Here is a 20,157-nt window from a genome sequence, read left to right on the forward strand (position 1 = left end):
CTGCGCTCATGCCGCGACCGCCTGGTCGGTGAGCCTCAGCAGCAGCTCGTCGGCGGCGCGCACGACCTCGCCACGCCCCCGCGCGCCCGGCGGCAGCCCCTCCGCGACCTCGGCGACGAGGCGCCGGTCGTCACCGACGGTCGCCACGAGCGGCACGTCGAGCCCGTCCATGACGAGGTCCTCGAGGTCGGGCTCGATGCGGCCGCCCCGCAGCACCACCCACGGCTCGATCGGCAGCAACGGCTGGGCCTCCCATGCCCGCTCGGCGTCACGCAGACGGCGCAGCAGTCCCCGCACGCCCGACACGACCGCGGAGGTGGCCGCCAGCTGCGGCACCTGCGTGCCGCACACGACGACGACCGCGTCGACGAGCAGTGCCACCCCGGCGAGCACGGAGGGGTCGCGCGGCAGGTCGAGGACCGTCAGGTCGTGCGCGTCGGCCAGGCCGGCCACGACGTCGGGGACGCTCTGGGCCCAGCCGTCATCCGTCCCGTCAGTCGGCCACACCCATCCCGAGCCGCCGCTCCCCGAGAGCACGGGCACCCCGCACGAGACCGGGAGCTCGTCGGCCAGCCCGAGCCCGTCCACGACGCCGGCCACCTCGGACAGCTCCGGCCATCGCCAACCCGGCTCCTGCTCGAGCCCGAAGACGACGTCGAGGCACCCCGACACGCGGTCGAGGTCGACGACCACGACCGACCGTCCGGCTGCGGCGGCGCGGACGGCGACGGCAGCCGCGAGGGTCGAGGACCCGACCCCACCCGAGGCCGGCACGAAGGCGATGACGTTTCCCATGCGCCCACCGTCATGCACGCGGAGGAGCCCGCCCAGCGGCATACGCGAGCCGGTGGATGGCCGGCCCCGCACCCGAGGGGGTGTGGACAACCGGGCCGCACGCCGCCCACCCGAGCGCAAGGCCCGGAAAATAGTGGTGGCCTTCGTCCGGGGGAAGACGAAGGCCACCTCACGAGACTGGCACCGGGGGGGAGGGGCCAGATCGCGTCGGTGCTCGACCCTTGAGGGGAGCACCACCAACAATGCTGGACGCTAGACCTTCGGATTGCAAACCGAGAAGTCACGACACGCGGTGATTTCTCGGGATTTGTCACGACACGACAGAAACGTTCAGTTCCAAGGGCGCCGACAGATCTTCCCACACAAGGCGGAGGCCCCCCGACCAACGGTCGGAGGGCCTCCAGAGAAGCTCCGGGCTACCAGGCGTGCATTCTCGTTAGTGTCGCCCCGGTTGTGCGCCCGGGGGTGGACTGTTCCAAGGGAACTGCTCTCGCGTGGGTACTCGGCCTCTTCTCGAGACATCTGTTCTGCGTGGATCCGGATCTACGCCTCTCGGCGATGTGGTTCCTGACTCCGTTCTACTCCACGACGTCGGCGTGGCGACACCCCCCACCTCCTCGCGACGACAAGAAACTGTCCACCCCGGTGGACATCCCGCACGAATCGTCGCGAACGGGCGTCCGGCCGAGGCTCAGGTGAGCCGTCCGGCCCGGACCGCGTCGCTGATCCGCTCCCCCTCCGCGGCGCCCCGGACCATCGCCTCCCCCGCCTGCGCGAGCCAGAGACCGACGCCTGCGGCGCCACCCTGGGCGTATGCCGTGAGCGCACCGAGGTAGGCCGGCCCACCGTTCGCGACGTGGCCGGCTTCGGGGACGGCGACCCCGGTCGGGTCGAGCCCGAGGGCCTGGACGAGCGCGCGCTCCATGGCGCGGGCGACGAGACCGTTGCCGTGGACGAAGGGGCGGATCGCGGCGATCTCGGCGTGGACGAGCGCGGCGACCACGGAGGCCGGGACGCGGTTGCTGCCGGCCGCGGCGACGATGACGTCGGAGAGGGAGGCGAGGCGCGCGGCGACGACGGTCGGCGCCGGGGCCGGACCGAGGTCGACGAGCTCGGTGCACCCCTCGTCGCCGATGCGCGGACGGCCGAGCGCGTCCCCGCTGACGACGGGTGAGGCCGCTGCGACGTGGAGCCGGGCCAGCGCCTGGAGCGGTGCGGTGCGCACGAGCGCGACGACGCGCTCGCTCTCGGCAGTGGCCGAGACGGCGCCCTTGAGCGTGCGCAGCCCGGGGTCGAGGTCGTCGGGCCAGTCGCGGGCGCCGCTCATCAGCTCGCGCACGACGTCGACGGGCAGCTCGGCACCGTCGAGGGCCGCGCTCGCCTGGGCACCCCGCACCCGGGACTCGGCCGAGGCCTCGGGGATGCGCCGGCGCAGGGCCTCGTGGAAGCGGAGCCTCGTGCAGGCCTCCCGGGCGGCGTCGGCGCGGGCGCGCACGTCGGGCAGGTCGGTCAGCGCGGCGAGCTGGTCGAGCAGCACGGTCTGCTGTGACGACGGGCTCGGGTTCGGGCGGCTCGGGGTCGGGTCTGGCACGCCTGTCAGCCTAGGTCTGCCGATGGGTCGTCCCCGCCTGTCACGATGAGACGGTGGCCACTTCCACCGTCGTCGACTGGCTGCTCGCCGGGGACGTCGCCGTGGGCTACCTCACGACGCGCGACCTGCTCGGGCGCGACGACCCCGACCTCCAGGCGCGCATCGCCACGGAGGGGGTCGGCGCTGCGCTGCTCGCGGCACGGGGTCCCGACGGGCACTGGGGCCGCGGCTTCTACCAGCCGAAGTGGACGTCGAGCCACTACACGCTGCTCCAGCTCAGCCAGATCGGCCTCTCCCCGCTCGAGCCGGCCGCACGGGAGACGGTGGGGCTCGTCCTCGACGGCTGCAAGGCCGACGACGGCGGCGTCAGCCCGTCCCCGCGCGCCAAGCCCAGTGATGCCTGCATCAACGGCATGGCGCTGGGCTACGCGAGCTGGTTCGGCGCCGCCGAGGAGCAGCTGCGCAGCGTCGTCGACCTCTTGCTCCGGGAGGTCGTGGCGGACGGCGGCTTCAACTGTCGGCACAACCGGCCCGGAGCCAGCGTCACGCACTCGTCGGTCCACACCACCGTGTGCGTCATCGAGGGCATCACCGGCTACCTCCGGTCGGGTGCCCGCTACCGCGCCGACGAGCTGGAGCGGGCCCGCTCGTCGGCCGCCGAGTTCCTCCTGCGCCACCGGCTCCTGCGGAGCGAACGCACCGGCGAGGTCATCCGTGCCGAGTTCGCCGGGCTGCACTACCCGTCCCGCTGGCACTACGACATCCTGCGCGGTCTGGATTCCCTTGCAGCCGCAAGTATCCCGCGCGACGAGCGCATGGACGAGGCGCTCTCGATCCTCCGCGGTCGCCGTCGCGCCGACGGCCGCTGGACCCCCAACCGCGCCTACCCCGGCCTCACCCACGTGCCCAACGAACGGGTGGGTGTGCCGAGTCCGTGGGTCACCCTGATCGCCGAACGCGTGCTCCTCGCGTATCCTCACTGACATGAGTTCGACCGTCGCACCGACCCGCGCGTGGTGGCTGCCCAGCTGAGGCGGCCCGTCGAACCAACCCGAGATCCGGAGCCGCCCACGGGCGGCTCCTCGCATGTCCAGGACGTGCGGCGAGGTCTCTCCCGTGGGCACCCACGACCAGGAGAGACCATGACCAGCAGCATGACCAGCAGCACGACCAGCAGCACGATCACGAGCACGACCCACCGCGCCACACCGTTCGCCCCTGCCGACACACGCGACGCCGACGAGAGCGCGACGTATGCCGCGGCGCTCGAGCGCAGCGCCGTCCTCGACGCGCTCATCGACCAGCACGCCACCGGCGACCCCGACGACAGCACCGAGGACGCCGCTCGTCTCCGGATGCTCACCGGCGACCGTCCCACAGGGCCGCTCCACATCGGCCACTACCTCGCGAGCCTACGCAACCGGGTCAGACTGCAGGACAAAGGAGTCGAGACCTTCGTCGTCATCGCCGACTACCAGGTGATCACCGACCGCGACTCGGTCGGCGAGGTGGGCGCCAACGTCCAGGGACTCGTGCTCGACTACCTCGCCGCCGGCCTCGACCCGGCTCGGACGACGATCTTCACCCACAGCGCGGTGCCGGCGCTCAACCAGCTCATGCTGCCGTTCCTGTCCCTCGTCACCGACGCGGAGCTGCGCCGCAACCCGACGGTCAAGGACGAGCTCGCGCTGTCCGACGGCCGGCCGCTGTCGGGCCTGCTGCTCACCTACCCCGTGCACCAGGCGGCCGACATCCTCTTCTGCCACAGCCGGATCGTGCCGGTCGGCCGCGACCAGCTGCCGCACCTCGAGCAGACACGCGCCATCGCGCGCCGTTTCAACCAGAGGTATGCCGCGGGGCACAGTGTGTTCGCCGAGCCCGAGGCCCTGCTCAGCGAGGTCCCCCTGCTCCTCGGCACGGACGGTACGAAGATGAGCAAGAGCAAGGGCAACGTCATCAACCTGCGCGACACCGCCGACGAGACGGCCGCCCGGGTCCGGGCCGCGCGGACCGACTCGGAGCGGCGGATCACCTTTGATCCCAAGGGTCGTCCCGCCGTGGCGAACCTCCTGACCATCGCCGGGCTGTTCCTCGACGAGTCACCCGAGGTGGTGGCCGAGCGCGTCGACGACGGCGGCGCCCAGGCCCTCAAGCGCGTCGTCACCGACGCGGTCAACGATTCCCTCGCGGGGCACCGGGCGCGGCGGGCCGACCTCGCCCGCGACCCGGCATACCTCACCTCGGTGCTCCACGAGGGGAACGCACGCGCCAACGAGGTGGCCGAGCGGACCCTCGCGACCGTGCGGGCGGTGATGGGGATGAGCTACTGAGGGCCGCGGAAACGTCATCGCCTCGCCGGCGCGCCCGGGAGGGCGATGAGCCCAACGAGCACGACGCCGCCGAGGGTCGGGCGGCCTATGAGGCAGTCTCACGGATCCCCGGCGACGGCTCCTGAGTCGGACCCGGCGCCACCCGACCGCGTCGAGGGCGACGTGGGTGGGCTGCCCTGCGGGAGCGCTGGATCCGCGCCTCGGCCGCGAGGTCCGCCCGGCGCATGCCCTCCTCGTCGAGGCGCAGGCCCTCCTCGGGACCGGGCGCGCTGCCCCCGCGGGAGGCGGGCAGCCACCAGCGGTCGGCGGCGTCGCGCGGCTGGTCGGGATACGCGTCCATCGCCTCGGTGAGCACAGCCTGCAGGCGGTCCCGCAGCTCCTCGGAGACGGCATACGGCTCGGCGTCGGGGGCGGGAGTCAGCGGCTCGCCGACGACGATCGTGACGGCCGTGCCGCGGCGGAGGCTGAACCGTCCACCCACCGTGAGGATCCGCTGGCTGCCCCAGACGGCCACCGGGACGAGGGGCACCTGGCACCACGTCGCGACCGCGGCCGCGCCGGGACGAAAGGGCCTCAGCTCCCACGAGTGCGAGATCGTCGCCTCGGGGAAGAGCCCGACGACCTCACCGGCACGGGCCTTGGCGACGGCATGGCGCAGCGCGACCTCCCCGTGCGCGCGGTCGACGGCCACGTGGCCCATCGCCCGCATCGCCCTGCCGACGACCGGCGGCGCGAAGACGCCCTGCTTGGCGAGGAACCGGACGAATCGGCCCTGCCGGCGTCCCACCAGCCCGACGAAGAGGAAGTCGAGGAAGCCGACGTGGTTGCCGGCGAGGACCGCGCCACCCCCGCGGGGCAGGTGCTCGGCGCCGCGCACGTCGATGCGCAGGCCGAGCCCCGAGAAGACGGCGAGCGCCGCACGGATGACGAGGCGATAGGTCCGGTCGGTCACAGCACATCTTCGTCACGGATGCCCAGGTCGGATGGACCCGACACACCGCCGCCCGTCGAGTGGCCCGCCGCTCCGTGCCCGACCGCACGGTCAGGCCGGTGTGACTGCGGGGCCACTCGACGGCTGGATGGCTCCGACGGATGTTGCGGCGGGGCCACTCGACGGCTGGATGGCTCCGGTGGGGTGGCGCTCAGGCGCTGCCGTGGGTCTCCTCGCGGATCGTGTCGGCGATGATCTGCTCGTCGCTCGGGGTCGACCGCCGCAGCGTCGTCGTGGGCAGCGGGTTGTCAGCGGTCTGGCGCAGGCCGCGCACGCCGTCGTCGATGACGAACTCGGCACGCGTGAACGCCTCGGCGCCGGGCGTCGTCACGACCGGCACACAGCGGAAGCGCGCCGTCAGCTCGGACGGGGTGATCGACGTCGAGACGTAGCCGCGCAGGTTGGTCCAGAAGCGCAGGTTGGGGTTCCACGCCGCCCACGGGTGCTGGCCGGTCGGGCTGTCGTAGCCGTTGCCGCCCGAGGTGATCGAGCTCGTGATGAGCTCGGAGCCGACGACCTCGCCGGGCTGGTCCCAGTCGAGGTAGAGGTCCGAGGCCCAGTGGGCGTGCACGTCGCCGGTCAGCACGACGGGGTTGCGCACCCCGGCGTCGACCCAGCCCTGGGTGACGCGCCGACGGGACGCGCGGTAGCCGTCCCACGCGTCCATCGACACCGTCGTCCTCGCCGTCGCGTCGTTGTCGCGCCGGCCGAAGAAGACCTGCTGGCCGAGCAGGTCCCACCGTGCCTCCGACTGCCGGAAGCCGTCGAGCAGCCACTGCTCCTGCTCCATCCCGGGCAGCGAGCGCGTCGGGTCGTCCGCCGCGGGGCAGTCCTTGTAGCCGTCGCCGCAGGCCTGGTCGGAGCGGTACTGGCGCGTGTCGAGCATGTGGAAGTTCGCGAGCCGGCCCCAGCGGACGCGGCGGTAGAGGTCGAGGTTCGGACCGTCCGGCACCGAGGAGCGGCGCAGCGGCATGTTCTCGTAGTAGGCGCGATAGGCGGCGGCCCGCCGCTGGAGGAAGGTCGGCGTCTCCGCGACCTTCTCGGGGATGTCTCCGGCGTAGTTGTTGTCGACCTCGTGGTCGTCCCAGACGGCGAGCCACGGCGCGGCGGCGTGCGCGGCCTGCAGGTCGGGGTCGCTCTTGTACTGCGCGTAGCGCTGCCGGTAGCCGGCGAGCGTCGTCGTCTCCGGACCGGCGTGGTTGCGGCCGATGCCGTTGCCGCCGCCCTCGTACTGGTAGTCCCCGAGGTGGAGGATGACGTCGGGCCGCTCCTCCGCGAGGCGGCCGTACGCCGTGAACCAGCCGGCAGGCAGGTTCGAGCACGACACGAACGCCATGGCGAGCGCCGACGGCGTCTCCCACGGGTTGGGTGCCGTGACCGCGCGACCCGCCTCGGAGAGGTGGCGGCCCAGGCGGAAGCGGTAGAAGTACTCGCGGCCCGGACGCAGGCCGTGCACCTCGACGTGCACGGAGTGCGCCCAACCGGGCTGTGCAGCAACCGATCCCGCCTTGACGACGTCGGCGAAACGGTCGTCCGACGCGACCTGCCAGTTCAGCTGGTAGGTGGCGGACGGCATACCACCGAGCCCGTCGGCGGCGAGCGGGTCGAGGGCGAGGCGGGTCCAGAGGACGAAGCCGTCGGGCTCGGGGTCGCCGCTGGCGACGCCGAGGGTGAAGGGGTTGGCCGCCGGGACGACGGCGGCCGCGCTGGGTCGGCTGTCGAGGACGACGCCGGCCCCCGCGAGGGCGACGGTCCCGGTGGCGAGGCCACCGCGGAGCAGGGTTCGGCGAGAGGGCAGCTGGGGAGTCGTGTCCATGTCGTCCACATTCGTCACTCTGCGGGCGGCGCGGCCCACCACCCGGAGAACCTCAGGTGAAGCGTTGGGGCGAGATGGCGTATGCCGTCCGCTCGCGTCGGGTGCGCGCGTGGCCCGACCGCTCGTCCTCGGAGCGAGACCGCTCGGCGGGCTACTCGTCGGTAGCGGTGAGACCCGCCTCACTCGGCCCTTGAAGCGCGAACTAGCCTGCGTTTGAGTTGTGCATCAACCACGACGCCCCCGCCGACACGTGCGCGGGCGGCGCGACCGCACCATCGTCGATGCGAAAGGGTGACACCGTGAGCGAAGAGCCGCTCGAGAACCTCGTCCATGAGGGACTGACCTTCCCACCGCCGCCCGAGTTCGCCGCGCAGGCGAACGGCACGGCCGACCTCTACGACCAGGCGGACGCCGACCACGAGGGCTTCTGGGCCGAGCAGGCCCGCACCTACCTCACGTGGAGCACCCCGTTCACGCAGTCGCTCGACTGGAGCAACCCGCCCTTCGCGAAGTGGTTCGCCGACGGCGAGCTCAACGCGTGCGTCAACGCCGTCGACCGCCACGTCGAGGCCGGGCGCGGCGACAAGGTCGCCATCCACTTCGTCGGTGAGCCCGAGGGCGACACCCGCGACATCACCTACGCCGACCTCCACGCCGAGGTGCAGCGTGCGGCCAACGCCCTCGCCGACCTCGGCGTCGGCAAGGGCGACACCGTCGCGATCTACCTGCCGATGATCCCCGAGGCCGCCGTGGCGATGCTCGCCTGCGCCCGTCTCGGCGCCCCGCACTCGGTCGTCTTCGGCGGTTTTTCGGCCGAGGCGCTGCACTCGCGCATCGACGACGCCAAGGCCAAGGTCGTCATCACGTCCGACGGTGGCTACCGCCGCGGTGCCCCGTCGGCCCTCAAGCCGGCCGTCGACGCGGCCCTCGACCACGACGACACGTCGGTCGAGCACGTGCTCGTCGTCAAGCGCACCGGCCAGGACATCGCGTGGAACGACCGCGACGTCTGGTGGCACGAGGCGCTCGAGAAGGCCGACCCGACGCACGAGGCGCAGCCGTTCGAGGCCGAGCACCCGCTCTTCATCCTCTACACCTCAGGCACGACCGGGAAGCCGAAGGGCATCTTCCACACGACCGGCGGCTACCTGACACAGGCGGCCTACACGAACGCCGTCGTCCACGACGTGCACCGTGACACCGACGTCTACTGGTGCACCGCCGACATCGGCTGGGTCACCGGGCACTCCTACATCGTCTACGGGCCGCTCACGAACGGTGTCACGCAGGTGATGTACGAGGGCACCCCGGACACCCCGCACCAGGGCCGCTGGTGGGAGATCATCCAGGACTACAAGGTCACGATCCTCTACACCGCCCCGACCGCCGTGCGCACCTTCATGAAGTGGGGCGCCGACATCCCGGCGAAGTTCGACATGAGCTCGCTGCGCCTGCTCGGGTCGGTCGGCGAGCCGATCAACCCCGAGGCGTGGCTCTGGTACCACAAGCACATCGGCGGCGGCCGCGCCCCGATCGTCGACACGTGGTGGCAGACCGAGACCGGCGCCATCATGATCAGCCCGCTGCCCGGCGTCACGACGCTCGAGCCCGGCTCGGCGCAGAAGCCGATCCCCGGCATCAGCGCCGAGATCCTCGACGACGAGGGCAAGCCGTTCACGACGCCCGAGCAGGTCGGCTACCTCGTGCTGACGAAGCCGTGGCCGTCGATGCTGCGCGGCATCTGGGGCGACCCGGAGCGCTACAAGGAGACGTACTGGTCGCGGTTCGGCGAGAAGTACTACTTCGCCGGCGACGGCGCGAAGTACGACGCCGACGGCAACATCTGGCTCCTCGGCCGCGTCGACGACGTCATGAACGTCTCGGGCCACCGCCTGTCGACGGCCGAGATCGAGTCGGCGCTCGTGTCGCACCCGAAGGTCGCCGAGGCCGCGGTCGTCGGCGCCAACGACGAGACGACGGGCCAGGCCGTGTGCGCGTTCGTCATCCTCCGCCAGGAGTTCGTCGAGGAGGCCGACGAGCCCGGTGAGGGCAAGGACCTCGTCCAGGAGCTGCGCAACCACGTGGCCAAGGAGATCGGCCCGATCGCGAAGCCGCGCTCGATCATGATCGTCAGCGAGCTGCCCAAGACCCGCTCCGGCAAGATCATGCGCCGCCTGCTGCGCGACGTGGCCGAGGGCCGCGAGGTCGGCGACGTGACGACCCTCGCCGACAGCTCGGTCATGGAACTCATCAAGACGGGCATGACGAAGGACTGACCCCACCCGGGCCGTCCTGCCGGCCCCGAGCACGTATGCCGCCCGCCTCGCCACCCGGCGAGGCGGGCGCATCTCATGGCGACACGTGACCTGCGCGCCTTCGATCTGCGACACGACTGAACATCACGTGCGCTTCTTCCCGGGGTCGGCAAGCTAGCGTGAGGCCATCCGCTCGTCCCCGCAGCGCAGGAGGAAATGCCGTGACCAGTCAGCCCACGCGACGACCCGGCGGAGTCACTCTGGTCGTCGTCCTCGCCATCCTCAACGGCCTGCTGTCGATCGCGGGCGGCATCATCCTCATCCTGACGCGCAACAGCAGTGAGGTGGAGCGCGCGGCCAAGGCGGGGGCGACGACCCTGCTCGTCCTCGGCATCGTGGTCCTCGTCATCGGCCTGGTCTACCTCGCGGTCGCCTCGGGCCTGGCCAACGGCAACGACGGATCCCGCCTCATCACCAACGTGTTCACCGTGCTGAGCCTGCTCGTGAGCATCTGGGCGGCGTGGCAGTCGACCGGCTCCGCCCAGATCCAGGCCGTCAGCAGCGGACTCATGGCGATCGTCATCCTGGTGGCCCTCAACTCGGCGTCGGCAAAGGCGTTCTTCGCCTCCCGCTAGGCCCCCCGCTGGACCATCACCCAGGCACCACTCCCGGGCGCGTCGGTTCATGCCACCCGCGCCGACCCGTGCACCTCCCACCCACGGCAGGCCCCTGGCCCCGGCGTCGTGGCCGGGGTGTGGGGCGGGGCAGCTAGAGGTGCCAGGTGACGCCGGTGGGGCTGACGGTGGCCGTGAGTCCGCGCCGGTGGACGACGGTGTGGTGCCGACCGCAGAGCAGAGCCCCGTTGCACACATCGGTGGGTCCGCCGTGGAGCCAGTGGGTGACGTGGTGGGCCTCGCACCACATCGGCGGGACGGTGCAGCCGGGATAGCTGCAGCCGCCGTCACGGACGGCCAGGGCCCGACGCTGCGCGGGGCTGAAGAGTCGTCGCGTGTAGCCGAGGTCGAGCACCTCGGACGGGCCTCCCAGGACCATGGGGACGATCCCGGCCTCGCAGGCGAGCCTCCGCACCGCGCCGGGCGAGAGGGCGGCGTCGGTGTCGAGGAGACCGACGCCCCTCAGATCATCCATGAGCGCGTCGAGGGACATCGTGACGACCAGCGTCGTCCGCGGGGACCGGGTCACGCCCTCGGGAGAGGCGACGCCGCGGCCGATGATCTCGAGCAGCGCATCGGCCCGACGTGCCGCCGGGGTGCGCGGGTCGACGTCGGCCGTGCCTGCACGGTCTCGGCGCCCCTGCCCTCGCGCAGGATGGGCGTCGAGATCCGGGTCCAGGCCGAGCGCAGGATGGGCGGCGCGGTCCGGGTACAGCCCGAGCGCGGGATGGGCGTCGAGGTCCGGGTTCAGCCCGAGCGTCGGACGGGGGGCGAGGTGCGTGCTGGAGATGAGCTCTGGCCGAGGTCTGGACAGCCGGTCGATGGCGGCCTCGACGATCGCGGCACCTTCAGGGTCCAGGCGCAGCTCGAAGACGGTGAACCCGGCACACGAGCGGACCTTGCGGAACGCGCGCCCGAGCCGGAGCCCCTCCTCCTCGGCCTCGAGCTCGGCCGGTGGCTTCAACGCTGCGCGGGCGTGGGCGATGAGCCGGCCCAGCTCGCGCCCGGTGAGCGCGTCGCAGGCCTCGACCATCGAGTCGAGGATGCCCGACAGGTGCTCGGGGTCGGCGATCCGGGCGACGTCGTCGTGGAAGCGGACGATGGCTGCCGCGTGCGCGACGGGGACCTCGGCGGCCGCGACCCGCTCGGCGAGGCGCGCCCAGCGGGGCTCGTTCATCGCCGCACCGACGCGGGTCACCGCCGCCGCGCCCTGCCCGTCCAGCACCCCGCCGCCCACGCCGGCACCGGCCTGTGCGCGCAGCCAGTCGGCGCGGCTCAGCCCGTCGTCGGACCCGAGGCCGCGGGAGTCGGCCTCACGAGCCAGAACGGCCGTCAGGGTCTGGCTCAGCTCGCGCACGGCCTGGGCGTGGCCGACGGCCTCACCGACCTGCGACTCGGGCAGCGACCACGTCGGGAAGTCCCGGGTCAACGCCCGCAACGTCTCGGCCATCGACGACAGCACGCCGACCAGACCCAGCTCCTCGACCGACCCGGCAGCGTCATCGAACCGTCCGGCCCCCTCGGAGCCCTCAGCAGCACCCGAGCCGACGGACCGCAGGCGGGCGCGAGCCGCAGCGCCGTGCTGCGCCGGCGCCGGCGGGCGGGGCTCGTGGGTGGCTGCTGTGCTCATGTCCTCACTGTAGAGTCGACCACTGACAATGCATGACATCGTCACCGCGCAAGGAGCCACCATGCCCAGCCCGACCACGGGAACCGACCGCACCAAGGTCCTCTCGGTCCGCCTGACCGCCGAGGAGCTCGAGGCCCTCATCGCGCGGGCCACGGAGATCGGCGTCGGCCCCTCCACCCTGGCGCGCACGTACGTGCGCCACGGCCTGTCCGGCAGCCCGGCAGGCGCCGGCGCCACGACGGCGCCAGCCGCCGCCCCGGCTGCATCGGGCTCATCGGCCGCGCCGAGCTCACCGGGTGCAGGGGGCTCGGCACTCGAGACTCGCCTCTCAGCCATGCTCGCCGAGCACGCCAAGGCCGACCTCGAGTCCCGCGTCGCCGCGCTCGAGAAGTGGGTGGCGGAGCACTGAGCCGACCGCTCCACGAAGCGGACGGCATACGCGATCTGGGTGTGAGCCCAGCCACACGCCCAGCACGGGCCCTCCCGGAATGCCCAGCCGGCTGTGGTAGTTGGTTGAAACGTGAAGCAACTTCGAATCGTCGTGTCCTCCACCCGTCCCGGCCGCATCGGGCCGAAGGTCGCCGAGTGGGTCGCCTCGCAGGCGCCCGCGAGCGAGTGGGAGGCCGAGCTGCTCGACCTGTCGTCGCTGCCCTTCTTCGACGAGGAGGACATGCCGCGCAACGGCAACTACGCCAAGCCGCACACGAAGGACTGGGCCTCCAAGGTCTTCGAGTCCGACGCCATCGTCGTCGTGACGCCGCAGTACAACCGCAGCTTCCCGGCCCCGATCAAGAACGCCATCGACTACCTCTTCGCCGAGTGGGACGCCAAGCCCATCGCGCTCGTCGGCTACGGCTGGAGCGGCGCGAGCGACGCCACCGCCGACCTCGCGAAGGTCCTCGCCCACGTCAAGGCCGACGTCGTCGGCTCGACCGGTCTCGTCTTCACCCAGGACGTCTCCCCCGCCGGTGAGCTCGACGTCACCGACGAGCGCCGCGCCGAGCTCGGCGCCCTCCTCGACGCGCTGGCCGCCAAGGTCGAGGAGCCCGTCGGCGCCACCGCTTGAGCCCAGCACCCGCACTCCCCGACGGGGGCCGCCCATCCCGGGCGGCCCCCGTCGTCGTCCCGGCACCGGACGCCGATGTCAGACGCCGGTATCAGACGCCGCCGCACACCCTCCGTCTGACACGGGCACCGGAACACCACGTCGTATGCCGTCCGCCACCGTCACGCAGGGCCGCGGACTCCCGTGACGGCGGGGCGGTTCGGGCAATTCGCCTCGAGGGACGTGCGCCCGGTGCTTGACTGGATGGGCGCCAGGTATGGGAAGGCGGTTGTGATGGGCACACAGCTGCGCGGGCCGGCAGAGGTCGCGCCATGACCCATTTCCTCGACACGCTCCCGCTCGACTTCTCCGACCCGAAGGTCCAGCAGCTGGAGACCGCCCTCATCCAGACGTTCCCGACGGCGGGCGACGTGCGCATGGTCCTGCGCAAGTCCGGCATCTCCGAGGCCTACGTCAACCTCCAGCAGCCGACGGCCGCGGCGTGGCAGGAGCTCCTCGACGTCGCCCGCAGGCAGGACCGCCTCAGGGTCCTCATGGCTGCGGTCATCCGGGAGCCGAACTCGGCCGCGATCCGGCCCACGCTCGAGGCGCTCCTCGCCGACACGCTGGCAGCGACGCCGAGCGCCGAGGCCCCTCCTCCGGACGAGCCGATCGTGTGGAAGAGCGACCCCACCCCCGACGGCCTCGAGCGCCAGATCGGGGCCCAGTCGACCCTGCTCGACGTGTCGTTCCTCGAGCGCGGCATCGAGATCAGCCCGTCCGTCGTCAAGCTCGTCGTCACGCTGAACGACAAGGAGCGTTACAACGGAACGGGATTCCGCATCTCGGACGACCTCCTCCTCACCAACCACCACGTCCTCTTCGACGAGCAGGGTCCGGCCAGGACAGTGGAGGCGTGGTACGGCTACGAGCGGTCGTTCGCCGGGGCGACCCGCGACCCACAGGTCATCGTCTGCGACCAGAGCTCGATCGTGGGCAGCAAGGACCACGACTGGGCCGTGGTCAGGGCCGTGAGTCCCCTTCCGGTACAAGCCCGCCCGATCACGCTCACGGGGGCACCGAAGCCCGCGGTCGCGGACCGGGTCTACATCATCCAGCACCCCGACGGGCGGGTGAAGCAGATCGGGATGGTGCACAACACCGTGGTCAAGGTCGACGACGACCGGATCGGCTACCTCACCGACACCGAGGGCGGCTCGTCCGGCTCACCGGTCTTCGACGAGCAGTGGCGCCTCGTGGGCCTGCACCACCGGTGGGAGACGGACGTCGTGGGCGGTCGACGACGCATCTACAACCAGGGCGTCCGCATCGATCGCGTCGTGGAGGGCCTTGCGGCCGCGGGCGTCGTCCTGGAGGGGGCGGGCTGACCATGGGCTACCTCGACCACCAGTTCGACCCCGGCACCCCCGCCGGGCAGTACGTCGTGGAGCGGCTCGGGTCGCGCTACTTCGAGAAGCAGCCGATCCAGGAGCTGGCCCTGGCAGCCGGCGTCCAGCGCGACCAGATCTTCTGGGACCAGAAGGCGTCGCAGCTGTGGATCGACGTCCTCGAGACGGCATGGAAGCAGCAACGGCTGCGCCTGCTCTTCATCGCCATCTCCAAGGACGCCGGCGCCGACCGGATCTTCCAGGACCTCGCGGCCGAGCCGACGGACCACGAGGTCGTCGAGATCCCGCCCCAGACAGGGCAGGCGGGGCAGCCGGGTCTGGCGGGTCAGGCGCAACAGCCGGCCGCGGCCGGAGCCGTGGCCGGAGCCGCGGCCACCGTCGCCGAGGCCGTCGGGGCGATGTTCACCGCCGCGGTCCTCTGGAACGACGTGCCGCTCATCGACCGCACCGACCTGCGCGGCCACGTGAAGCGGATGCTCGGTCCCGGCGGTCGGCGTGCGCTGCTCGTCAAGGGCCCCACCGGTGCCGGCAAGACCTACACCCGGCAGTTCATCCGCTACGTCTCCGAGAACGCCCTGCCACCGAACGGCACGAAGGCCAGGGTCAGCCCCGTCGACGCCGCCCGCCGCGCCGGCAGCCCGATCGACGTCCGCGAGCTGGCCGACACGGTCGCACGCTTCGTCGTCGGCGAGCCCGCACCGAACTTCGACCCGACCGCCCAGCCGCAGACCGTCGTCTGGCTCTTCAAGGACTGGCTCGTGGCCGAGGTGGCCGCCAAGGGTGACCTCGAGGACTGCTGGCTCGTCTTCGACGGGTTCGACCCGACGACGGCCACGGCCGCGGCGCTCCAGCTCGTCATGGAGCTGGCGCAGTCGGCCGCGTCCCGGGACCTCGGGCCGGTGCGCGTCATCGTGCTCGGCTACGACGACCCCCTCTCGGAGCCGGACCAGGCACTCGTCGAGCCCCTCCGCCACCCCGGCGACGACGACGTCAAGGCGTTCATCCGCGCCTACGCGACCCGGGCACAGGGCATCCCACCGGATGCCGACGCCGTCGACGCCGTCTTCGACGAGCTGGTCAGCGACGGCGGCCCCGTCGCGGACCGCCAGCTGGTCGAGCTCGGTCCGAGTGCGTTCGCCCTCTGTCTCGACGTGTTCGGGCCACTCCCGTGAGCGGGCCTCCGTCCGGGCGGACTCCCGTCGTCTCGGCCGCGGACGTCCGTGCCCGCCTGGCCCAGCGCGCGTCGGCACGGTCGGCACCGTCAGCCCCGAGTTCGCGGGCCGCCGCGCCGCCCGCCCCGTGGGAACCCGAGCCACCGTCGTCGACGCGGGACGTCGAGCCTGCGCCGACGGGCCGGACCGGTGAGGCAGCCGCCCCGGACCCCGCCCGGCAGCGACTGCGTGAGCGGGTGGCACTGCTCGACTACTTCACCGTCGACTCCCTCGAGGGTCGTACGACGCGAGAGACCCCGCGCCACAAGGAGATCGACGGCTTCATCGGCAGCGACTGCGAGCTCGTCACCACGAGGGCCGGCGGGGGCGCGTGGCGCCTCCGGCCCGAGGTGCGCGCCGAGGTCCTGCGGTCGCTCGGCCCCGACCGGGCCGTCGAGCTGACGCGCGGACGGTGGGCGGTGGCGCCCGCGCCGGACGACGTGACCCACCGGATGGCCGTGCGCCTGATCCAGGGGGACACGACGCTCCGGGCGCTCACGCCGGCCGAGCTGACCGGCATACTCAAGGCGGCCGTCTGGCTGGAGGGGCTCGGTCTCGACCTGCCCGGCTCCGCCGACGTCCAGTCGGCCCTCGACCTCGCCAACGTCCTCACGCCGCTGCGCGCGGTGTCCACTCCGGACTTCGTCGGACGCGAGGACGAGCTCGCCCGGCTCGAGGCGCACGTCATGGGTGGCCCGGGAGGCCTCCCCCTGGCCCTCCACGGCCCCGGCGGCGTCGGCAAGTCGACCCTCCTCGCGACCTTCGTGCTCGACCACATCGAGGGGACGGACGCGCGCCCGCCGATGCCCTTCGCATACCTCAGCTTCGAGCGGGCCGAGCTCGACCCGGAGTTCCCGATCGGGCTCATCGCGGAGGTATGCCGTCAGCTCGCTCTCCAGTCGGCCGACCTCGCCGGGCCGCTGGGTGAGCTGCGCCGGGAGATCGTCGCCGTCGTCGAGGCGGAGGCGGCACTGCAGCGCGAGACGTCGAGCTCGCGGGGGCTCGGCACCAAGGACATGGTGCGTCGACACCTCGACGAGGACGCGTTCCTCATGGAGCTGAGCCAGCGGCTGCGGCGCGCGTGGGGCAGCAAGCCGGTGCTCGTCGTGCTCGACACGTTCGAGGTGGCGCAGCGGCGGCGCCGCTCGACGCTGGGCCGCCTCAACCGCACGCTGCAGAGCCTGCAGCGCCAGCTGCCGTCGCTGCGGGTGGTCGTCGCGGGCCGGGCCGAGGTGACCGAGCTCCAGGTCGAGAACCGGCGGCTCAACGGGCTCGACGACGCCCAGGCGAAGCAGTTCCTGCGCCGGGCCGTGGCCGACCTCGCCGTGACGGACGCTCTCGTCGACTCCGTCGTCGAGCAGGTCTCGGGCAACCCGCTGAGCCTGCGGCTCGCCGCCGACCTCATGCGCCGCGAGGGCCCTGCAGTGCTCGCGACGAAACGTGGGCGTCGCCGGCTGCTCTTCGACCTCCGGGCGGAGCAGGTGCAGGGCGTGCTCTACCGCCGGATCCTCGACCACGTGGCGCGCCCGATCCGGCCGCTCGCCAACCCCGGGCTCGTCGTCCGGCAGATCACCCCCGAGGTCATCAGCGACGTGCTCGCGGTGCCGTGCGGGCTCGGCGAGCTGCAGCCGGCCCAGGCGGCCGAGCTCTTCGAGATGCTGCGCAGGGAAGTCTCGCTCGTCACCGAGTCCAGGCCCGGGGTGCTCGTGCACCGCGCCGACGTGCGTCAGGAGATGCTGCCGCTGCTCGACGCGGAGAGCCCGGAACGGGTCGCCGAGATCCACCGCCGTGCTGTCGCCTTCTACGGCGCCCGGTCCGACACCGACGACCGCATCGAGGGCCTCTACCACCGGCTCATGCTCGGCCAGGCGTCGTCGACGCTCGACGCGCACTGGGACCGGGGCGCCGGGCCCTTCCTCGAGCCCGCGATGAGCGAGCTGCCGCCGTCGTCGCGGGTCTACCTCGCCGGCAAGCTGCGCCTCGAGGTCGACGCCGCCGACCTCGCCGAGGCCGACTACACGGCCTGGGCACGGCAGGCCACGAAGCAGGCGAGGTCACTGCTCGACTCCGGTCGCCCGGCGTCCGCCTGGGACCTCCTCGCCGCCGACGACCGCCAGCCGCGTCTCGTCGAGGTCAGCCGGCTGCGCATCGAGGCGCTGGCCACGCTCGGCCGTCACGAGGAGGCGATGGCCGAGGTCGACGCGGCCGTGCGCGCTGCCGAGGAGCGTCCCCTCTCGCTCGACTACATCGAGCTGTGCATCGTCGGCGGTCGCGTGGCCGAGGACGCCGGCGACCTGGAGCGGGCGGCTCGGCTCTTCGTCGACGCCCGGGAGAGCGCGACGGACTTCGGGGCGCGCTCCGCGGCGCTGACGGCCGGCGTCGGCGTCCTGCGGATGGTCCGGCGCCAGGGAGGGCTCGGGTCCCAGTCGGCGACCCGCCGTCTCCGCGGCGAGCTCATCGCCGAGGCGGCCGGGCTCACCGAGCAGGACAAGGCGAGCCACCCCGGTCTCGTGCGCGAGCTCGCCGCGGAGCTCGGGGACGCCGTGCCGAGCCTGCTCGCCGACGCCTCCCTCCACGTCGGCGTGACCTCGGCCGGCGACGACGCGTCCGGCCACGACGCGAGCACCCTCGACGTCATCCAGGACAACATCCGCAGGACGATCGAGAGCGACCCGACCATCGGGCCGACCGACCGAGGACTCGACGAGGACGAGCCCGCTCCCGACGTCGGCGACCTGTCGTCGGCGGTGCAGGGCCATGCGCTGGCCGAGGCCGTCAGGGCCCTTCCCGACGACCTGGACCTGCGCGAGTCGCTGAAGAAGTACTGGCAGGGCGAGGCCGACCGTCCGTCGTTCGACTACAACGCCGACAGCTGAGCGCTGACGAGCGGCCGCATCACACGAGAGGGGACGTCATGCCCACCAAGCCGAAGCCCGACCCGAAGCCCGACCCTGTGCCCAACCCGGCGGAGCCGACACCGACGCCGACGCCTGGGCCGGCACCGACGCCTCCCTCCAGCGCGTCGGCGAGCGGCGCGAGCTGGCGCTGGCTCTTCTGGGCCGCCATCGCGATCGTGATGGCGTACGTCGGCTTCGTCCTGCTCGCCTTCGTCCGCGCCGACGACAGCCTGCCCGAGACCGACTGGAGCAGGTCGGTCTACGTGCTGCTGGGCGTCGAGGCGCTCGCCTTCACCGCCGTCGGATGGCTCTTCGGCCGCGAGGTGCACCGAGGCGAGGCGCAGGAGGCGCAGAAGCACGCCGACGAGGCGAAGCAGGTGGCGACGCTCGAGAAGGACCGCGCCGACACGGCGAAGGACGTTGCAGCACAGGAGCGTTCGCGCGCCGAGGCCGCAGCCACCAAGGGCCACATCCTTGCGCGAGCCGTGCGCTCCCTCACCGAGCCCGAGCCGGCCGGTGGCGAGCTCGGCGGTGTGGAGAGGTCACCGGAGGGTGGCGGCACGCGCGGCCTCGACACCCCGGTCTCCGGGTCGACCCAGGCACTGCGCAACATCGCCGACGAGCTCTTCCCCACCGACTGACGCGGGTCGACGTCGGGGTCGACGTCGGGCCGCCGTCGGGGCCGGCGTCGGGGACTGCCGTCCCGGTGGCGTATGCCGCCCTCCCGAGGTCGGCGGGTAGGGCGGGCTTTCGCGGCCGTTTCGCCGACGAGCCTCCGGATCCGGTGATACAAAGCGGGGCATACAGGGCATACGTGTCGTTCCTGCAACAGCCCGGGACGCGGCAGCCCGCCACCACCCCGGAGGATGCATGTCGCACCACGACGCCGACGCGTCTCACAGCCCGACCCGACGCACGGTCGTCAAGGGCGCTGCCTGGACGATGCCGGCCGTGCTCGTCGCCGCACCGGCTCCGGTCGTGGCGGCCTCCGTCGCTCCGCTCACCTTCACCGGCTCCGCCTGCAAGCTCCCGGGCGGCTCCTCGGACACCTACAAGGGCTACGTCTTCGAGCTCGTCGCCACGAGCGCGGGTAGCGCGGACAACACCGTCACCGTGATCACCGGCGTGACGGTCGACGGCATCGTCGAGCCGCGCTTCGCCGTCGCGGTCAAGAGCGGCGTCTGCGCCTGCGCTCCGTGCGGCAGCGCCCCGTCGAACCACCAGTGGTGCACCCCGAGCGGTGCCGGCACGCAGCGGGTGCTGCTCTACACGGACGGCGCGGCGAGCGGTACGAGCTCGAACAGCGAGATCTGCGTGACCTACAGCCGCTACCGCTGCGACTGCTCGCCCCTGGTCGGCGGCTCGCGGCCCGTCACCATCTGCAGCGGTCGCCGCTCGACGCCGCCGATCACGGGCGGTGGTGGCGCCTGCCGGATCGCCGACGTCTTCCCGCTGCCGGCCTGACGCACCCGCCGGGACCCCGCATCGCGTGTCGCACACCCCCTCCGAGGCA

The 20,157-nt window shown here is 72.5% G+C and carries 16 protein-coding genes; 11 read left to right on the forward strand and 5 right to left on the reverse strand.

Translation table 11 applies throughout. The features are described 5' to 3' along the window. Positions 1–6: 6 nt before the first annotated feature. Together ACSQ2D_RS17725 and ACSQ2D_RS17730 are read right to left on the reverse strand one after the other, a co-directional pair. On the reverse strand, positions 7–795 hold the full coding sequence (locus tag ACSQ2D_RS17725; protein ID WP_435987240.1) for a hypothetical protein: 789 nt from the start codon (positions 793–795) through the stop codon (positions 7–9). Positions 796–1,486: 691 nt separating this feature from the next. Then, complete coding sequence (locus ACSQ2D_RS17730) at positions 1,487–2,386, reverse strand: hypothetical protein (RefSeq protein WP_435987241.1); 900 nt, start codon at positions 2,384–2,386, stop codon at positions 1,487–1,489. 53 nt (positions 2,387–2,439) lie between these two features. Between ACSQ2D_RS17730 and ACSQ2D_RS17735 the strand changes: the two genes are divergently transcribed. Together ACSQ2D_RS17735 and trpS are read left to right on the forward strand one after the other, a co-directional pair. Further along, positions 2,440–3,369 (forward strand): hypothetical protein, encoded by a 930-nt coding sequence (locus ACSQ2D_RS17735; protein ID WP_435987242.1) that lies wholly within the window; start codon positions 2,440–2,442, stop codon positions 3,367–3,369. A gap of 159 nt (positions 3,370–3,528) precedes the next feature. Continuing rightward, positions 3,529–4,716 carry a tryptophan--tRNA ligase gene (trpS, locus tag ACSQ2D_RS17740; RefSeq protein WP_435987243.1) on the forward strand — a complete coding sequence of 396 codons (1,188 nt, stop codon included), beginning with the start codon at positions 3,529–3,531 and terminating at the stop codon, positions 4,714–4,716. 85 nt (positions 4,717–4,801) lie between these two features. Here trpS and ACSQ2D_RS17745 read toward each other — a convergent pair whose 3' ends face one another. Both ACSQ2D_RS17745 and ACSQ2D_RS17750 read right to left on the reverse strand, forming a co-directional pair. Beyond that, positions 4,802–5,668: a lysophospholipid acyltransferase family protein gene (locus tag ACSQ2D_RS17745; protein ID WP_435987244.1), complete on the reverse strand. Its 867-nt coding sequence runs from the start codon at positions 5,666–5,668 to the stop codon at positions 4,802–4,804. A 190-nt stretch (positions 5,669–5,858) separates the two neighbouring features. Then, the gene (locus ACSQ2D_RS17750) at positions 5,859–7,523 is read right to left on the reverse strand and encodes an alkaline phosphatase D family protein (protein ID WP_435987245.1); all 1,665 of its coding nucleotides are present in this window, start codon (positions 7,521–7,523) and stop codon (positions 5,859–5,861) included. Between the two features lie 281 nt (positions 7,524–7,804). Here ACSQ2D_RS17750 and acs point away from each other — a divergent pair, with 281 nt between their 5' ends. After that, positions 7,805–9,799: an acetate--CoA ligase gene (acs, locus tag ACSQ2D_RS17755; RefSeq protein ID WP_435987246.1), complete on the forward strand. Its 1,995-nt coding sequence runs from the start codon at positions 7,805–7,807 to the stop codon at positions 9,797–9,799. 200 nt (positions 9,800–9,999) lie between these two features. Further along, a complete protein-coding gene (locus ACSQ2D_RS17760) occupies positions 10,000–10,413 on the forward strand; it encodes a hypothetical protein (protein ID WP_435987247.1) in 414 nt (137 codons plus the stop codon). A gap of 133 nt (positions 10,414–10,546) precedes the next feature. Here the strand turns inward: ACSQ2D_RS17760 and ACSQ2D_RS17765 are convergent, their stop codons facing one another. Then, positions 10,547–12,082 (reverse strand): DUF222 domain-containing protein, encoded by a 1,536-nt coding sequence (locus ACSQ2D_RS17765; RefSeq protein ID WP_435987248.1) that lies wholly within the window; start codon positions 12,080–12,082, stop codon positions 10,547–10,549. Positions 12,083–12,143: 61 nt separating this feature from the next. Here ACSQ2D_RS17765 and ACSQ2D_RS17770 point away from each other — a divergent pair, with 61 nt between their 5' ends. The 7 genes from ACSQ2D_RS17770 (at position 12,144) to ACSQ2D_RS17800 (ending at position 20,108) form a co-directional block, all read left to right on the forward strand. Next, entirely contained in the window at positions 12,144–12,491 is a 348-nt protein-coding gene (locus ACSQ2D_RS17770; protein ID WP_435987249.1) for a hypothetical protein, read from the forward strand. A 111-nt stretch (positions 12,492–12,602) separates the two neighbouring features. After that, on the forward strand, positions 12,603–13,148 hold the full coding sequence (locus ACSQ2D_RS17775) for an NADPH-dependent FMN reductase (protein ID WP_435987250.1): 546 nt from the start codon (positions 12,603–12,605) through the stop codon (positions 13,146–13,148). A gap of 311 nt (positions 13,149–13,459) precedes the next feature. Then, positions 13,460–14,515, forward strand: a complete 1,056-nt coding sequence (locus ACSQ2D_RS17780) for a trypsin-like peptidase domain-containing protein (protein ID WP_435987251.1) — start codon at positions 13,460–13,462, stop codon at positions 14,513–14,515. 2 nt (positions 14,516–14,517) lie between these two features. After that, a complete protein-coding gene (locus tag ACSQ2D_RS17785) occupies positions 14,518–15,708 on the forward strand; it encodes a hypothetical protein (RefSeq protein ID WP_435987252.1) in 1,191 nt (396 codons plus the stop codon). 236 nt (positions 15,709–15,944) lie between these two features. Beyond that, positions 15,945–18,623 carry an AAA family ATPase gene (locus tag ACSQ2D_RS17790; RefSeq protein WP_435987253.1) on the forward strand — a complete coding sequence of 893 codons (2,679 nt, stop codon included), beginning with the start codon at positions 15,945–15,947 and terminating at the stop codon, positions 18,621–18,623. A 38-nt stretch (positions 18,624–18,661) separates the two neighbouring features. After that, positions 18,662–19,285 (forward strand): hypothetical protein, encoded by a 624-nt coding sequence (locus tag ACSQ2D_RS17795; protein WP_435987254.1) that lies wholly within the window; start codon positions 18,662–18,664, stop codon positions 19,283–19,285. 229 nt (positions 19,286–19,514) lie between these two features. Further along, the gene (locus tag ACSQ2D_RS17800; protein ID WP_435987255.1) at positions 19,515–20,108 is read left to right on the forward strand and encodes a hypothetical protein; all 594 of its coding nucleotides are present in this window, start codon (positions 19,515–19,517) and stop codon (positions 20,106–20,108) included. Positions 20,109–20,157 lie beyond the last annotated feature (49 nt).

It is taken from the genome of Terrabacter sp. LjRoot27, from assembly GCF_964254175.1.
Classification (GTDB): Bacteria; Actinomycetota; Actinomycetes; order Actinomycetales; family Dermatophilaceae; genus Terrabacter.

What these genes read in the sequence shown, in the direction of transcription:
- ACSQ2D_RS17725 (WP_435987240.1), bottom strand. Translation starts at nt 795, where the DNA reads ATGGGAAACGTCATCGCCTTCGTGCCGGCCTCGGGTGGGGTCGGGTCC.
- ACSQ2D_RS17765 (WP_435987248.1), bottom strand. Translation starts at nt 12,082, where the DNA reads ATGAGCACAGCAGCCACCCACGAGCCCCGCCCGCCGGCGCCGGCGCAG.
- trpS (WP_435987243.1), top strand. Translation starts at nt 3,529, where the DNA reads ATGACCAGCAGCATGACCAGCAGCACGACCAGCAGCACGATCACGAGC.
- ACSQ2D_RS17770 (WP_435987249.1), top strand. Translation starts at nt 12,144, where the DNA reads ATGCCCAGCCCGACCACGGGAACCGACCGCACCAAGGTCCTCTCGGTC.
- acs (WP_435987246.1), top strand. Translation starts at nt 7,805, where the DNA reads ATGCGAAAGGGTGACACCGTGAGCGAAGAGCCGCTCGAGAACCTCGTC.
- ACSQ2D_RS17795 (WP_435987254.1), top strand. Translation starts at nt 18,662, where the DNA reads ATGCCCACCAAGCCGAAGCCCGACCCGAAGCCCGACCCTGTGCCCAAC.
- ACSQ2D_RS17780 (WP_435987251.1), top strand. Translation starts at nt 13,460, where the DNA reads ATGACCCATTTCCTCGACACGCTCCCGCTCGACTTCTCCGACCCGAAG.
- ACSQ2D_RS17785 (WP_435987252.1), top strand. Translation starts at nt 14,518, where the DNA reads ATGGGCTACCTCGACCACCAGTTCGACCCCGGCACCCCCGCCGGGCAG.
- ACSQ2D_RS17800 (WP_435987255.1), top strand. Translation starts at nt 19,515, where the DNA reads ATGTCGCACCACGACGCCGACGCGTCTCACAGCCCGACCCGACGCACG.
- ACSQ2D_RS17750 (WP_435987245.1), bottom strand. Translation starts at nt 7,523, where the DNA reads ATGGACACGACTCCCCAGCTGCCCTCTCGCCGAACCCTGCTCCGCGGT.